This is a genomic window from Paenibacillus sp. J5, assembly GCF_054955055.1.
On sequence record NZ_JBUEDD010000016.1, the window covers coordinates 39,251 to 54,314 of the forward strand.

The window sequence follows — 15,064 nt, forward strand, 5'->3', positions numbered from 1 at the left end:
GTCTTATCCCTATGCAACAACTTCTTCCTTTATATTATATCACGCAAATGAAAAGTATGCTTCATCACGATGCCGAGGCTTTCCTGGCCAGCTACGCGGAGCCTCGTGCTGCCGGGCTGCGTCTGAACACACTCAAAAGTGGCGATGCTGCGTCCTATGATGATGCGATTGCTGAAGCCAAGCAGCGGTTCGGGCTTCAGCCGGTTCCCTGGTGTGCGGACGGTTATTATTATGAGGAGCCTGCCCGGCCCGGCAAGCATCCATACCATGCAGCCGGCTTGTATTATATCCAGGAGCCGTCTGCCATGTCATCTGTCGAGCTACTGGCTCCTCTCCCTGGAGAGACGATTCTCGATCTGGCGGCAGCCCCAGGAGGCAAGACGACCCAGATCGCCGCACGGATGCAAGGCGCAGGACTGCTGATCGCCAATGAGATTCATCCCGCCCGGGCGAAAATATTGAGCGAGAATGTCGAGCGGATGGGCATTCGCAATGCGATCGTTACTCAGGCGGCGCCAGATGAGCTGTCGGCGCGCTTCCCGCAGTTTTTTGACCGGATTATGCTCGATGCCCCCTGCTCCGGTGAAGGGATGTTCCGCAAGGACCCGGATGCGATTGCCGAATGGTCAGTTGAGCATACGCAGATGTGTGCTGCCCGTCAGGCGGATATACTGGAGCATGCTGCCATCATGCTACGGCCTAGAGGCGTCCTCGCCTATTCGACCTGTACATTCAATCGCCTGGAAAATGAAGAATGCATCGAGCAGTTTCTGCTGCGCCATCCCGAATTCTCACTCCAGCGCATGGAGCGGCTATGGCCGCATGAGGTGCGGGGCGAGGGACATTTCGTTGCTGTGCTGCGCAAGCAAGCGGACGGCAGCGATACAGAGCTTAGCGGCCCCAGCCGCCGCGGAGTCAGCAAGCGCAGCCGCACGGACGGGCGGAGCCGCTCCGCGGCGAGCGCCGACATGGAGCTGTGGCATGCCTTCTGCAGCCAGTCGCTGCCCGGCTTCACCCTCGGCCTGGGGCAACCACTGCGGTTTGGCGAGGCGCTATACTGGCTGCCTCAGCCAACAGGAGGAGAGCTGCCAGCGGCTGCGCTGGATGGCCTGCGCATTCTCCGCCCAGGGCTGCAGCTTGGCTATGTGCGCAAGGGACGCTTCGAGCCCGCCCACGCGCTGGCTCTGGCTGTCCCCGCCTCCTCCGCCGCATGGGTGCAGAGCTACGATGGAGATGACCCGCTCCTGGCCGCCTATCTCCGCGGCGAGACCCTTCCAGCAGCGAGCGGCTCCAGCGGCTGGGGACTGGTTGCTGTAGAAGGGCTGCCCCTGGGCTGGGGCAAGGCAAGCGGAGGTCAAGTGAAGAATCATCTGCCCAAGGGTCTGCGTCGTCCTTAGTCGCGCGCCCCTGATGCCCAATTGTTGTACTGTCGGGCAAGCGTCCAATCGAATTCCGCCTGAGTTCATATGATAACGTATACCGGATGCCACGACACAGATGTTCAAGCAAGGCCAGAATACGGCGCCGGAATTTTATTCAGGGAGGAATTTGAATATGAGTGGTGTAGCTGGAGGCTTTACGTCGACTGGTGCGATCCTGGTTCTGTTCATTCTGCTTGTAATCATTTCCCGCGGTTTTCTGTACTAGTTCCCCCTAAATTGAACAACCGGTAGAAGCCGCATTATAAATATAAGCTGCGCCCCTTATGCGGACGCAGCTTATATTTCGTTCAATACAGATAGGTCATCAGTGCATGCTTCACGCCTTCCTCGCCGTTGGAGAGCGTCACGACATCCGCAGACGCCTTCACCTCGTCCGGGGAATTGTCCATGGCAATCCCCATCCCGGCCAGTTGAAGCATCGCGATGTCATTATAATAATTCCCGATCGCCATAATCCGCTCCGGATCAATGCCGCGCTTACGAGACAGCTCCCGCAGCGCCGTGCCCTTGCTCGCTTGTGGATGCATCACATCCAGGAAGTTGTCGCCGCTGCGAATATACTGCATGTCGCCCGCCCACAGCTCATGATCGCGCTGAATCTCATCGATGGCCTCGAGCGATCCGAACAGACACATCTTCACCAGCTCTCCTTCGGGGAGGGCGCCCGGCTTGAGGCGGATCGGCGAAGCTCCATAATGCCCGTACATCTCTTCGGCCTCTGGAACCGCATGCGCTTCAATATACAGCTCAAAGGCTGTGTTCAGATCATAATGAATGCCGCGCTCCCGGCAATACGCGAGGCAGGCCTGGATGCGGTCCTGCGTGAAGCTGAATTGAGTAATCACCTCACGGCTTGCGGAATCAACCGTCGCTGCCCCGTTATGTGTAATGACGGTGCCTGCCAGTCCCATCTGCTCTAATATCGGGATCGTAATGGCCGGGCCACGACCTGTACACAATACAATCTCCGCTCCGCCAGATGCAGCGGCTCGCACAGCCTCGATCGTTCCCGCTGTCAACTCATGGTCATCCGTCAGCAATGTTCCGTCTACGTCCAGGGCGATCATATCATACTTCATCGTTGCTCTCCTCCTTGCTGATCGGCTTTCCTCCGCGATGTGCGCGCAGGCTTGCTACTTCCTCCGCCGTCAGCTCTCTATATTGGCCGCTCGCAAGAGCGGGATCGAGCTGCAGCGGCCCCATCGCCACTCTGCGCAGCTCCAGCACCTTCTTGCCAACGGCCTCGAACATCCGCTTCACCTGGTGAAACTTCCCCTCTTGAATCGTCAACCGAATCCAAGAATGCGCCTCCCGAGCAGGAGCGTCATGCTCAGAATCCATATCATTCTCCTCATGCTCATGCTGCCCCTGCTCTCGAACCTCCAGAACCGTCAGCTCTGCCGGCATCGTCACATAGCCGTCATCCAGCGTCACCCCGGCGGCAAACCGTTGCCGATCCTGCTCATCCACCCGTCCTCGTACTCGCGCCTCATACGTCTTGTTCACATGCTTGCGCGGCGACAGCAGCTCATGAGCGAGCTGTCCGTCATTGGTCAGCAGCAGCAGCCCCTCTGTATCCTTATCCAGCCTTCCGACCGGGAACGGCTGCAGGATGCGATCCTCCTCGCGCAGCAGATCGATAACCGTTCGATCCCGATGATCCTCTGTCGCCGAGACGACGCCTTGCGGCTTGTTGAGCAGCAGATAAATTTCGCTTCGGTAGAGCACCCGCTCCCCATTATACTCGACGCGCTGCAGCGCCGGGTCTACCTGCAGGCCGCTATCCTTGACCTGCTGCCCGTCCACGGTCACCATGCCCTGCTTGACCGCTCGCTTGATCTCGCTGCGCGTCCCGCAGCCCATATTCGCCAGCAGCTTGTCCACCCGCATCTTATTTTTTCCAGCCAACCTACGTCCACCTCCATCCGGCAGACAGCTCATTTTTGAGCATGCCGCCATCCCATTTCCCCCAGCCTACCGGGAATCCATCGATACAGACGAGCACATAGCCCTTGAGCGGCATGTCCTGCGGCGCCTCGGGACTGCGCCGAATCTGCTCCGCTGCGATATGCAGCGTCTCTCCCTTCAGATAGCGCAGCGCCTCCGGGCAGCCTGCTGCCAGTGTCAGCGTAAGCAGCGCCTCCGGTGCGCGCAGTCCCATCGCCAGCGCCTGCGACGGCTCGAACCGGTGCTTGCCCGCCTCGCCCAGATACCAGCCGGCGCGCACGACGTGCAGCCCGTCCAGCTCCGGCACCCCGACCGGCTGGCAATATACCCGGCTGCCGTAATTCACCAGCCGCCCCGGCCATTGCCCGGCGCCATGAAGATAGCTGGCCGCGAACTGCCGCCAGCTCTCCTGCGGGGCCGCGGCTGCGCTCTGGCGGCTGTGCGAGGCGGCCGGGCTCGCGGCGCGGCGATCCTTGGCCGCCCCGCGATGCGCTCCCGCGCTGCCGTGCACAGCAGCGCCGCCCCCGCGCGGCTGCGCGCCGCTGGTGCGCTCGCGCCGCAGTCCGGGCTCGCTCGCGCACAGCACGGCGACGCCGGACGCTGCGACGCCAGGCGCTGTGCCGCCGGGCGCTGCGCTCGCGGCAGCCGAGCCGCTGCGCGCCGCTCGCAAGTCGGAGCCGCCCGCGTATAGCGGCTCGACTGCCGCGGGCGGCTGCTCCGCCTTACGCAGCACCGCCGCATAGTGCCCCTCGCCGCGCACTTGATGCGGCCACAGCCGAACGGTGCCCGCTACCTGCGCCGCGGCATGGCGCTCGTCTGCGCTGCCGCCAGCCGCCGCTATCCATTGCGGCTGGCCAGCCTGCCAGCCATGCGCCAAGGGCACATCCTCCACGCTCAGCTCGGGATGCCGGGCGAGCAAGGCGGCGATCCGCTCTTCATTCTCCTCTGGCGAGAACGTACAGGTGGAGTAGACGAGCCGCCCGCCCGGAGCCAGCATGCGCGCAGCATGGTTCAATATGTCCTCCTGCATCCGCGCACAGTGCTCCACGGAATGCCGCTCCCACTGCCGGATCATCGACTCATCCTTGCGGAACATGCCTTCGCCGGAGCAGGGGGCATCCACTAGAATTCGGTCGAAATAAGCGCCGAACACTTCGGCCAGTGCGGCTGGCTCCTCATTGAGCACGATCGCATTGCGCACGCCCGCCAGCTCGATATTTTTGGCGAGCGCCTTCGTGCGCTCCCGTGCATTATCATTGGCAACCAGCAATCCCTCTCCGCCGAGCTTGCCGGCAAGCTGCGTCGACTTCCCCCCCGGAGCCGCACACAGGTCGAGCACCCGATGGCCTGGCTGCACATCCAGCAGCTCCGCCGGAACCATCGCGCTCGGCTCCTGAATATAATACAGACCCGCATGATAGTGCGGGTGCTTCCCCGGACGAGCGGTCTCTTCATAATAGAAGCCCTCCTCCACCCAAGGAATCGGGCTTAGCTGCAACCCCTCCGGGGCGAGCGCAGCATACGCTTGCGGCGTCAGCTTAAGTCTATTCACACGTAGCCCGTACCATCGCTTGGCATCATACGATGCCATAAAATCATCAAACTCTGCTGCGAGCAGTCCCTTCATTTTGCTGGCAAAGCCAGCAGGCAGCTCTAATCCCATCCTTCACGGTCTCCTTGTTCTAATCTCATGATGTCCATTACGTACCTGCCGTGAACCAGGGACTGCAAGCTTGGAGAAGGCGCGTGCATTCCCTGGCTATTGGGGTTATTTTGGGGTTAATCGGGCTGCTTCATGCAGCATGAATGGCAACAGCAATCCCCGGGCTCTGCTTACGAGCGCCGGGGATTACTGTATTGCCCTCAAGACAAAGCGCTGCCCTTGGCTCTTGAGATCGCCTCCTGAATATCCTCCGAAAGCTGCTTCATATCCCAGGCGTTCTCTTTTTCCCACAGCTCATTGAATCGAAGCTGGAACTGCGCCGCCTCACGCACTCGATGATAAAAATATAGATCCTGGATGCCTGTCAGCACCTTGGACACTGTATTCGATTTCTCCTCAAAGCCGCGCTGAGCGCTTAATATCTCCTGCCGGATGCTAGACATCTCATTATCCAGCACAGAGGCTGCCTCCGCTGCCGTCTTCAATCTCCGACGCACCTCTTCTGGCAAGCTTTCCTTATACTTGTAATTCAGTGAATGCTCGATCGTTGCCCAAAAGTTCATCGCGAGCGTTCGGATCTGAATCTCTGCCAGCACCTTTTTGAGTCCGAGCGCCGTCTGCACCGGATATTCCACAATCATATGGAAGCTGCGATAGCCGCTCTCCTTGAAGTTGGTAATATAATCCTTCTCTGCGATGAGCGTCAAATCCTTGCGAGCCCGAATAAAGTCCGCCACGCGGCGAATATCATCAACGAACTGGCACATAATCCGAATACCGGCGATATCCTCAATTCCGCTCTCCAATTGATCCATCGGCACCTGGAGCCGCTTGGCCTTCTCCAAAATACTGGAAATCCGTTTGACACGGCCAGTTACGAATTCGATGGGGGCATACGACTCCCTGACCTTCAACTCGCCCCGCATCGTCTTGAATTTTACCTTCAGCTCCTCAACCGCTTGCTCATATGGAAGCAAAAAATAATTCCAATCCCTTCCATCCACGATGCGTCGCCTCCAACCTCTGTTATCTGTGATCCGCTCCCACCGCCTCCGAAATGTGACGCAAACCGTCACGCTGCAAAAGCCGAATCAAGCCGTTGTTCATATCTTTAAGCAATGTAGGCCCCTTATAAATGAGGGCGGTATATACCTCCACCAGGCTGGCCCCGGCGCGAATCTTCTCATAGGCATCCTCCGCGGTGAAGATACCGCCGGAGCCGATAATAGGCAGACGCCCTCCCGTCATTCTGTAGACGCTGCGAATCACCTCAGTAGAGCGTTCCTTGACCGGCACACCGCTCAATCCCCCCGTCTCCTTGGCGTTCGAATGGGTCAGACCTGTGCGGGAGATCGTCGTATTGGTCGCGATAATGCCTGCCGCGCCGCTCTCTTGTATTGTATGGACGGTATATTCGAGCTGCTCCTCCGTCATATCCGGTGCAATCTTCACGAGGAACGGCTTGGCCTTGCCGCCATCTCGCTGCGCTTGTCTGCCGATCTCCCCGGCCACGGTCGCCAGCAGCTTCTTCAGCTCATCGCCATGCTGAAGCTCGCGAAGATCCGGTGTATTCGGAGAACTGATATTGACGACAAAAAAATCGCCGTAGGGGTAGAGACTACGGATGCATTGCTCGTAGTCCTCATGTGCCGTCTCGTTAGGCGTCACTTTATTTTTCCCGATATTGATCGCCAGCGGGATCGGGCGTGAGTGCAAGCGAGCCAGACGCGCAGCCATCGCCTCCGTTCCTTCATTATTGAACCCCATCCGATTGATAAGCCCTTCATCCGGCGGCAGACGGAACATCCGCGGCTTCGGATTTCCCTCCTGCCCCTTAGGAGTGACTGTCCCGACCTCCATGAATCCAAACCCCATACTGGAAAACCCTTCAACCGCCTGCGCATTCTTGTCCAGCCCTGCTGCCAGACCTACCGGATTCGGAAAACGGATGCCCAGCAGCTCTGTAGCAAGCTGCTCGGAACGAGGCGCTCCCCATGCGCCATTCATTACCGCCTTCATGCCAGGTATCTTCGCTGCCGCAGCCAGTCCGTGCACGGTCAGATGATGCGCCTTCTCCGGGTCCATGCGGAACAATACCGGCTTGGCTATAGTCTTGTACAACAAACGTCTCACTCCGTTCTCTCTATGTATGCCTCATGAATTTAAGTTTAGCTGTTTCCCGCCAAAAAGAAAAGAGCCTGCTTGCCGCTGGCTCGCCCCTTTTTCCGATGCGCAACGGTTGCAGCCGCAATCGAAAACGATTACAATGAGGGTAATCTGAACTTCATATTCGTTATAGAAAGGTTGATGAGTGATGAGCGCACCACGCAAGCGCGCCCCGGTTCTGCAGCAAAAGCCTAAGGAAGAAGTCAATAAGAAGGCGATCATCTGGCTTGCCGCCAGCTTCGCTGTTATCGTCATTGCCGTCTCCCTGTTGCTTATTTTGTCATAAATTCGGCAACGCCATACTTGCTCCAGAGCGACGGTATATGCTGGACAAGCCAGGAGCCTTGCTCCCCGCATTCGATGCGGGTATGCAAGGCTCCTGTTCTGTTGACGGCGCTCGCTTAGACGGATTCCAGCCCTTCTGAGCACCTCATTCCTCTTACTCCAATCAGGCAGCAGTCTACTTGCTGTAGCGCTCGCGCACCAACACCGCATTCTGCGAGCCCAGCCACTGAACATCCAGGCCAGCCTCCTCGGCGAAGAAGCGCACAGGAACCAGCATTCTGCCGCCGCTGACCGTCACCGCTGCTTGAAGCTGCACCGTCTCCGCCTGCTTGCCCGCTATCCGCTTCACAATCTGGTCCGAGCCTTCCTTAACGGTATAGACAACTCCCTCACGACTAATCGATGCTGCACCGCCCGTATAGTTAACCTCGTAACCGAGCGTTTCCGCGAGAACGCGAAGCGGGACAAATGTCGTCCCCTTGCGAATGACAGGAGCAATATCAGAACGGATGATCGTCTGATTATACAGCAACTGCACCGTATCGCCTGCTGTGAAGCCCGCTGGCAGCGTATATGGAGCGAGCGTCCGCACCAGATTATTGCCCAGATCAGCGATAGCAATCGTCCCGTCCGCCAGAACAGCGACATCGACAGGCCGCTTCAGGGAAGCGTAGGCCGCGATGCCATCTAGTGAGCCGGCCTCTCCCGCTACGCCAGCAAGTGTCGTTACCTGACCGTCTGCCAGATAGCGGATCGCATGGTTCAAGGAATCCGCAATCAGCAGACCGCCGGAAGGCGTCACCGCCAGACCGCGCGGCGCCCGGAAGCGGGCATTCTGCGCCAGACCATCCTCATAACCACCCTCCGCATAGGACGCGTTTCGTTCGTAGACGACCTGGCTGCCTCCCGCTACCGTCGTGACGGTGCCACGAGACAGATCAATATAGCGAATCCGTTGATTGCCCGTATCGCTAACATACAGATTGCCTTGCTGGTCCAGCGCCAGACCACTAGGCTCATTGAATTTCGCCGACGCCAGCGGCCCGTCCGCATAATCTCCGGCCATATCCGCTACGCCAGGGAAATATTCGATGGCGCGGCTGGCTGCCGCGTTCAACGTTGTGACCTGGCCGTCTTGAATACGGCGGATGACATGATTGAGCGTATCGGCCACATAGATCGTACCGTCCGAGGCGACGGCCACAGCCTGCGGATGATGAAATCTCGCTCCTTCCGCCTTGCCATCGCGCAGCCCGATCTTGCCGTCGCCTGCAATCGTCGTCACCTTGCCTGTCGCATCCAAACGGCGAATAGCTTGATTATCGACATCAGCGATCACCACACTTCCATCCGGGGCAGCTCCCATGCCGGCTGGTGTCTGGAACATCGCTTCGCCCTTCGTACCATCATGCAGGGCACCCATCAGCAGGCCCAGACCGTCTGTGCCCAGATCCTGCCCTACTCGAGTCGTCACCTTGCCGTCCTGTATGCTGCGGATGCGCTGGTTGCCTGCATCGGCCACCAGCAGGCCTCCCTCGTAGGGCAACAGCGCTGCTGGCCCGCGGAAGGCTGCCTGTCTGGCTGCGCCGTCTCGCCACTCCATCTCCCCTGTACCGGCATAGAGCCGAAGCTCATACAGATGCCTGGATGCCAAGATGGCATCCTTGCCCGACTGTGCTGCTGCCTCAGCGCCCGCTGCAGCCGGCAGTACGATGAGTGCCGCAAGCGCTGCTGCCAGGCTCCGCTTGATGAATGTATTTATTGCATGCTTCCTATTCATTTCGTTGTCCGCCCTCCCTATGACCTCTATTCCAAGCGTCCGTTGTGTGCTAGCTTGTTTTATTCAATTGCAGCACAAGCTCGCCACCCAGCCTGATGCTCTGGATCGGATTGCCGCTGCTATCCACTGCAACCAGCTCCACAATACGAACCTTGGCCGTATGCTGTCCGGCTCCTGCCGGCAGGGCACCGACCTTGAACGGCAGCTTCATGACTGTCCGCTGAGCGTTGATTGATACCGCGCTGCCATCGAACTTGGAGACTGCATATGTCACCTCGCCCTTGCTGCCTGCACCGCTTGCCAGGGAAGATCGGACAATATCCACACTCTGCGCATTAGGCACATCTACGCCCTCTGGCTCCACATTGAACAGACCTGCGCTCTGTCTGTAAGAGAGCGGATCACTAACAAAGCTCTCCTCGTCAAAGACGATGTAATCTCCCTCATATTCCAGCTTCATCTGATAGCCTGCAATTGCACGCGAACCCGTAAAGCTGCTAAGCTGCAGCTCCAACTGAAATCTGCTTCCAGCTTCAGGATTGCTTATCATGCCCGAGCTGTAAGGCGAGGAGAAGGCCAATCTGGCAGCAGGTGTGGACGGTACGGTCACTGTACCTCCGCTAGACCCCGAAGAAGAGCCTGACTCCGAGCTGCCGGGATTAGAGCTCTCCGGCTCTGCCTTTTGCTTATTCTCCAGATATTGCTCCCATTCCTTCTCGGTATATTTCTTCTTCAGCGCTTCCTCTGCTTGCTTGCGAATCTCCTCCAGCTTCAATTCATTCGCCGCCTTGTTCTGCGCACTCTGATTTTCGAGTCTCTCAAGAAGCTCCCGCGACAGCTCCCGCTGTTTAAGCCGCTCTTGCTCCTTCGCCTGCTTGCTTGCCCTTGCTTGCTCCATCAGCCAGCGAGCACGCTCGATGCTTGCACGTTCAGACGGTTCAAGCTGCTGCTGGGTGCTGCCAGACAGATCAATCTTGCCGCCCTGAGGCAGCTCCAGATTGGCCGAGTCCACGATCTTCTGCATACTCTCCCTGGTAAACTTCCCTTCCTCAATCGATTCGAGGGCGAGGTTCGCCAGCAGCTCCGAGGCGTTCAGATTGAGTATCCATTGTTCATCGACATCCTGGAAGGATGAGCTTGGCGTGGCAGCGCCCGGCTGCCTGATGTAGTCGCGCAGCTTCTGGATCATCGCTTCATTCTCGTTATGAATACTGCCAGCATCCTTAATGATCGCCTCAATGATCGCCGGAGAGGCGTTCCTGATCAGCGTCTCCACATCGACAGGGGAAACCTGATGTTGAATGGCGCTGCCGCCAGGATTGGCGACAACAATCTGTTGTTCTGGATAGAGAGAGACTGTAGCGCTGGGGGTGAGCCGATTGGCCGCCAATCGGACAACACCAGACAGCACTGCCGTCTGATGCGCGCCGGTTACAGGCGATACACTGACATAAAATTGGGTGCCTCTCACTCCCATGATGGACGTGGGCGTCTCCACTTCAAAGGTATCGCTGGCATTGGAGATCGACTTCACCTTCACCCACATGGAGCCTGCCCAAATACTCATCTTGGACTTCGTTCCTGTACTGTCGGACAGCTTCGTGAAATCCACCTGCGAGTTCTCACCGACAGTTACACTGTCCTCATCGGCATCCTTGCTCGACAAGGACAGCACCGCTTGCGCCTTGGCTCCGGTGTATAGCGTATCCCCTTCATTCAGGCTCATATTTTTGAACGCCTTGAACGTCTTGCTGCCGCCTGATTTTTTGACCTTGACCTCGCCCTTCAGGCTCGTTACGATCGCTACCCGATTCGCCGCGGCGGCGTCGCTGTTGCCCGCCATGAAGCCGACAGGCCCCGCGAGCAGCAAGAATGTGATCAATAGTGCCATTACCCGCTTAACTGCCATTTCGCTTCTTCTCCTCTCCTATGTACAGTGCGCTATCCTTATAAATCTGCCATCACGGCAAAGACGCGCACTGGCTTCTCCTTGCCCTTCACCTTGATCTCGCCCATATCCTCCGTAACGAACAGATGCCCCGTGCGGCGGTGCAGCTCCTCACTGATCAGAATCTGGCCGGGCTTCGCGTTCGACTCCAGTCGGGCAGCCAGATTGACGGTATCTCCGATGGCCGTATAGTCTAGCCGCAGCATCTCTGATCCGATGTTGCCGACGACAGCCGGACCGCAGTTGATGCCGACACCGAATTTGACGCCGATGCCGAATTGCTCGATGCATTTTTGCTCCAATATATCCGATTGCCGTTTCATCTCCAGCGCAGCGCGCACTGCCAGCTCCGGGTGATTGTCTAGCTGAAGCGGCGCGCCAAAGAACGCCATCACACCATCGCCGATAAATTTGTCCAATGTTCCTTGCCAATGGAACACGGCCTTCGTGCAAATATCGAGATATTCATTGAGCACCTGGATGACCTCCTCTGGCTGCAGCCGCTCCGACATCGGCGTGAAGCCGCGAATATCGACGAAGATGACACTAATATCCCGACGCTGTCCGCCGACCTTGATTTCTTTGCCCGAGGCCAGCATTTCATCCACGACGCTGCGCGGTACGAAGCGCCCGAAAATATTCGTGACGCGCCCGCGTTCTCTCCGCTCCGCCGTATAATGTGCAACAATTGACCAGACGAGAGCCGTAGTCAATGCCAGGAACGGATAAGTGAGGGAGATGAACAGGGAGGAGAAGAAATACAGACTAAGCCAGCAGGCAACATAAGCTGCTGTCAGTGCCGCATAGACGGCAAATGAAAGTCTGCCTCTGAACCGTTCAAACAGCATCAGTGCGAGCAGTGTAAGCAAGACAATGATTGCATAATTGGCACCGGCAGGAGCCTCGAAATAGAACGCCCCCATCGCCAGCGATTGCACCATGTTGGCATGAATCTCAACCCCGTACATGCGGAGCGTCTTGCTCAGAGGTGTCAGATACTCATCCTGCAAGCCCGAAGCCCATGGCCCGATTAGCACAATGTCTCCGCTGAAATAGTCGGCAGGCACCTCGCCGCTCAGCACATCAAAGAAGGACTGGGTATCATAGCCGGTTGTTGCCGTCATCTGCTCGCGCGGTTCAGAGAAAAAATCAGTCGCGACCTGATTTTTGCTGTTGAGCGGAATCGGCTGGCTGCCGCGAAGCCATTGGTTATGCGATGAATCGTATCGTATCTGTTCGTTGGGCGCCAGCAGGTGATTGGCCAGCTTGACACTGACCGCAGGCATCATCTCCCCATCGGGGTCAGGCAAGCCAATAGTCAGCATCCGCACCGTGCCATCCTTGTCCTGCATCACATTAATATGACCGACCTGATCCCTCGGCGCCTGGATGGTTGCAGCCGGATAGATGACCGAATCCGCTTCCAGCTTGCCCGCTTCCGTCTGGCGTACCTTCATGTTGAAGACAGCAGGCAAGATGACATTGCCATAACGTCCCATCACCTCCGCCATATAGGCGTCGGCCTCTGGATTCTGGCCAGGCTCTGCCAACACAATATCGAGGAAGATCGCCTCGGCACCTGCTTCAGCCAGCATGGTGATCAGTTCTGCGTACAGGCTGCGATCCCACGGGAACTGCCCTAGCTGCTCCAGCGAGTCCTCATCAATCTTGATGATTTTGATCCGGTTGTCCGGCGCCCGCTCCGCATCGGACTTTTGCCTCATCAGGTCGCGCAGCGGCGTCTCGACAAAGTTCAGCGTCCCCCCTGAGCCCAGGCTTGCCAGGAAGATCCAGAACATGCTAATCATCATGGTTGCAGCCCCGAGCTTGAGCCACTTTTGAATTGACACCTGGTTCCTCCCTTTCTATGTATGCCACCTTTCTCTTATTCTAGTGCACCATTTCTGACATTGGCAATACAACATACAAAAAATACACCTTCTGGAGGTGTTCCGGCCTGTACAGTTCACATCATAATGTCAGCTCTGAGCGAAAATTCCCTTCGGGAAAGCTCTACCACTTTAGTAGTAGAGCTTAGAAATAACCTCATCCCTCCCCGCGTCTGCACTGAACGCCCTTATGGGGCGACTGGCTTCCAGTAATCGCTCTGTGATTGGAATCCGTGATGTCCTCTATCTACAGCGTCATATCCTTCCACCCTCCTCTACGCAAAAAAATCCCCGGTACGCCTTGCCAGCGTCCAGGGATTCCAACACATCATCTATTTCAATCGTGCAAGATTACATATTAAAAGGTTCGTCAGCGATCTTGATGGAATCTGTCGGGCAGCCATCTGCAGCATCCTGCAGGTCATCATAGAGATCATCAGGAATCTCAGTTACCCCGCGATTGCAATCATTATTGAAGATTACCTCCGCCAAGCCTTCATCATCGTAATCATAAATATCAGGAGCGGTTGCCCCACAAGCTCCACAGGCAATGCATGTGTCTTTCTCTACCCAAGTATACTTAGCCACGGTGTTCCCTCCTATATTTCTATCATGAATACTATATCAGAATTATTCTTCCTCATCAACATGAAATGCTTCATCATCCGGCTGCAGCGACGTTCCGCGCCGCTTGCGATTGCGGATCAGCGCCGACGGGTCGTCCCCTAGCATTCCGGCTGTTAGCACGGCACCCTCGCCGAATCGGTCTCTTAACCGATCCATTGTGTTCGTCAAGGCCTCCTTGCGCGGCTGCTCCTCGTAGCTGAACAGGTCAAGCTGCAGCGCTGTGTCCTGCTTCTTGCTCAGTTGATGGAGGGTGATGCCGAGCAGCCGGATCGGCTGTCCGCTGGTCCAATGTGTCTGGTACAGCGTACAGGCATGCTTAAATATATCATCTGTCGATTCTATAGGAGCAGATAGTGTAGTCGAGCGGGTAATGGTCTTCATGTCCGGCGTGCGGATCGTAATCTGGACACCGGATGCCAGCTCCTGCTGTCTGCGCAGCCTCCTGCCGGTCTGATCTGCAAGATTAAGCAGCACGCGGCGCACATCCTGCCAATCGCTCACATCCTGGGGCAAGGTTGTTGTATGGCCTACTGACTTGCGCTGTTCCCTTACGGGATTGACTGGAGAATCATCATACCCGCTTGCCGCCTGCTTGAGCCAAGCGCCCACAACGCCAAACTGCTTGCGCAGCAGCTCCACATCCGCAGCCGCCAGCTCTCCCAGCGTCATCATATTGAGCCGCCTCAGCTTGTCCGCTGTCTTGCTTCCGATTCCCGGGATCGTATCGCAGCGCCTGGACCAGAGCAGCCGTGGCACATCGCGAATTCGCAGCACGGTCAGCCCGTTTGGCTTCTTCATGTCGCTGGCAATCTTGGCCAGCAGCTTATTAGGCGCAACACCGATCGAGCAAGGCAGAGAAAGCTCTGTCTGTATGCGATACTGAATCATCGTTGCGATCTCCAGCGGCGTGCCCATCGACTTGGAGCCCGTAATATCGAGATAGCACTCGTCGATCGAGACGACCTCCACAAGCGGTGTATATTGCCGGGCAATCGCCAGGAACGCACGCGAGTAGGTGCGGTACAGATCAAAGTCAGGCTTAATCAGCACAAGCTGTGGACAGAGCCGCATCCCTTCCCTCACTGTCATGCCGGTCTTCACACCGCGCCCGCGGGCTGTATAAGAGCAGGTGACAATAATTCCTTTGCGCAGCTCCACGCTGCCGGCGACCGCTGTCGGAACCCCCTTGTAGCTTGCAGGGTCTTCCGCTTCGTGAACCGAACAATAGAAGGCATTCATATCCAGGTGCAGAATAACCCTGCCGTTTGCCGGATAATGCTCATGAACCGACTTCTTCATGTTCAGGCATCCCCTTTG

At 57.3% G+C, this 15,064-nt stretch carries 13 protein-coding genes; 3 read left to right on the top strand and 10 right to left on the bottom strand.

The genetic code is table 11. The features are described from left to right. Positions 1-11 precede the first annotated feature (11 nt). Positions 12-1,397, top strand: coding sequence for an RsmF rRNA methyltransferase first C-terminal domain-containing protein (locus tag ACY1JZ_RS23805; RefSeq protein WP_462631227.1), 1,386 nt, complete (start codon positions 12-14; stop codon positions 1,395-1,397). Between the two features lie 157 nt (positions 1,398-1,554). Next, the gene (locus ACY1JZ_RS23810; protein ID WP_270170180.1) at positions 1,555-1,647 is read left to right on the top strand and encodes a YjcZ family sporulation protein; all 93 of its coding nucleotides are present in this window, start codon (positions 1,555-1,557) and stop codon (positions 1,645-1,647) included. Between the two features lie 82 nt (positions 1,648-1,729). On the opposite strand, the gene ACY1JZ_RS23815 is transcribed toward ACY1JZ_RS23810, so the two are convergent. From ACY1JZ_RS23815 to ACY1JZ_RS23835, 5 genes are all read right to left on the bottom strand, one after another. Continuing rightward, positions 1,730-2,521, bottom strand: coding sequence for a Cof-type HAD-IIB family hydrolase (locus ACY1JZ_RS23815; RefSeq protein WP_462631228.1), 792 nt, complete (start codon positions 2,519-2,521; stop codon positions 1,730-1,732). Continuing rightward, a complete protein-coding gene (locus ACY1JZ_RS23820; protein ID WP_462631293.1) occupies positions 2,511-3,332 on the bottom strand; it encodes a pseudouridine synthase in 822 nt (273 codons plus the stop codon). The genes ACY1JZ_RS23815 and ACY1JZ_RS23820 overlap by 11 nt, the downstream gene beginning before the upstream one ends. Positions 3,333-3,351: 19 nt before the next feature. Then, a complete protein-coding gene (locus ACY1JZ_RS23825) occupies positions 3,352-5,052 on the bottom strand; it encodes an RsmB/NOP family class I SAM-dependent RNA methyltransferase (protein WP_462631229.1) in 1,701 nt (566 codons plus the stop codon). Positions 5,053-5,252: 200 nt separating this feature from the next. Further along, positions 5,253-6,056, bottom strand: a complete 804-nt coding sequence (yjbM, locus tag ACY1JZ_RS23830; RefSeq protein ID WP_270170172.1) for a GTP diphosphokinase — start codon at positions 6,054-6,056, stop codon at positions 5,253-5,255. Positions 6,057-6,078: 22 nt separating this feature from the next. Continuing rightward, positions 6,079-7,176, bottom strand: coding sequence for a quinone-dependent dihydroorotate dehydrogenase (locus ACY1JZ_RS23835; protein ID WP_462631294.1), 1,098 nt, complete (start codon positions 7,174-7,176; stop codon positions 6,079-6,081). A gap of 190 nt (positions 7,177-7,366) precedes the next feature. On the opposite strand from ACY1JZ_RS23835, the gene ACY1JZ_RS23840 reads away from it, so the two are divergent. Further along, positions 7,367-7,504 (top strand): hypothetical protein, encoded by a 138-nt coding sequence (locus ACY1JZ_RS23840; protein ID WP_270170170.1) that lies wholly within the window; start codon positions 7,367-7,369, stop codon positions 7,502-7,504. 174 nt (positions 7,505-7,678) lie between these two features. Here the strand turns inward: ACY1JZ_RS23840 and ACY1JZ_RS23845 are convergent, their stop codons facing one another. From ACY1JZ_RS23845 to ACY1JZ_RS23865, 5 genes are all read right to left on the bottom strand, one after another. Continuing rightward, a complete protein-coding gene (locus ACY1JZ_RS23845) occupies positions 7,679-9,283 on the bottom strand; it encodes an NHL domain-containing protein (protein WP_462631231.1) in 1,605 nt (534 codons plus the stop codon). A gap of 49 nt (positions 9,284-9,332) precedes the next feature. Then, positions 9,333-11,192 (bottom strand): FecR domain-containing protein, encoded by a 1,860-nt coding sequence (locus ACY1JZ_RS23850; protein ID WP_270170167.1) that lies wholly within the window; start codon positions 11,190-11,192, stop codon positions 9,333-9,335. A gap of 38 nt (positions 11,193-11,230) precedes the next feature. After that, positions 11,231-13,081 (bottom strand): CHASE2 domain-containing protein, encoded by a 1,851-nt coding sequence (locus tag ACY1JZ_RS23855; RefSeq protein ID WP_270170165.1) that lies wholly within the window; start codon positions 13,079-13,081, stop codon positions 11,231-11,233. A 390-nt stretch (positions 13,082-13,471) separates the two neighbouring features. Further along, complete coding sequence (locus tag ACY1JZ_RS23860; RefSeq protein ID WP_270170163.1) at positions 13,472-13,708, bottom strand: ferredoxin; 237 nt, start codon at positions 13,706-13,708, stop codon at positions 13,472-13,474. Between the two features lie 42 nt (positions 13,709-13,750). Next, a complete protein-coding gene (locus ACY1JZ_RS23865; RefSeq protein ID WP_462631232.1) occupies positions 13,751-15,046 on the bottom strand; it encodes a DNA polymerase IV in 1,296 nt (431 codons plus the stop codon). Positions 15,047-15,064: the final 18 nt, after the last annotated feature.

Bases quoted from the DNA above. Each gene is read 5' to 3' on its own strand.
- ACY1JZ_RS23810 (WP_270170180.1), top strand. From the start codon at position 1,555: ATGAGTGGTGTAGCTGGAGGCTTTACGTCGACTGGTGCGATCCTGGTT.
- ACY1JZ_RS23840 (WP_270170170.1), top strand. From the start codon at position 7,367: ATGAGCGCACCACGCAAGCGCGCCCCGGTTCTGCAGCAAAAGCCTAAG.
- ACY1JZ_RS23865 (WP_462631232.1), bottom strand. From the start codon at position 15,046: ATGAAGAAGTCGGTTCATGAGCATTATCCGGCAAACGGCAGGGTTATT.
- ACY1JZ_RS23825 (WP_462631229.1), bottom strand. From the start codon at position 5,052: ATGGGATTAGAGCTGCCTGCTGGCTTTGCCAGCAAAATGAAGGGACTG.
- ACY1JZ_RS23820 (WP_462631293.1), bottom strand. From the start codon at position 3,332: ATGCGGGTGGACAAGCTGCTGGCGAATATGGGCTGCGGGACGCGCAGC.
- ACY1JZ_RS23850 (WP_270170167.1), bottom strand. From the start codon at position 11,192: ATGGCAGTTAAGCGGGTAATGGCACTATTGATCACATTCTTGCTGCTC.
- ACY1JZ_RS23805 (WP_462631227.1), top strand. From the start codon at position 12: ATGCAACAACTTCTTCCTTTATATTATATCACGCAAATGAAAAGTATG.
- ACY1JZ_RS23845 (WP_462631231.1), bottom strand. From the start codon at position 9,283: ATGAATAGGAAGCATGCAATAAATACATTCATCAAGCGGAGCCTGGCA.
- ACY1JZ_RS23815 (WP_462631228.1), bottom strand. From the start codon at position 2,521: ATGAAGTATGATATGATCGCCCTGGACGTAGACGGAACATTGCTGACG.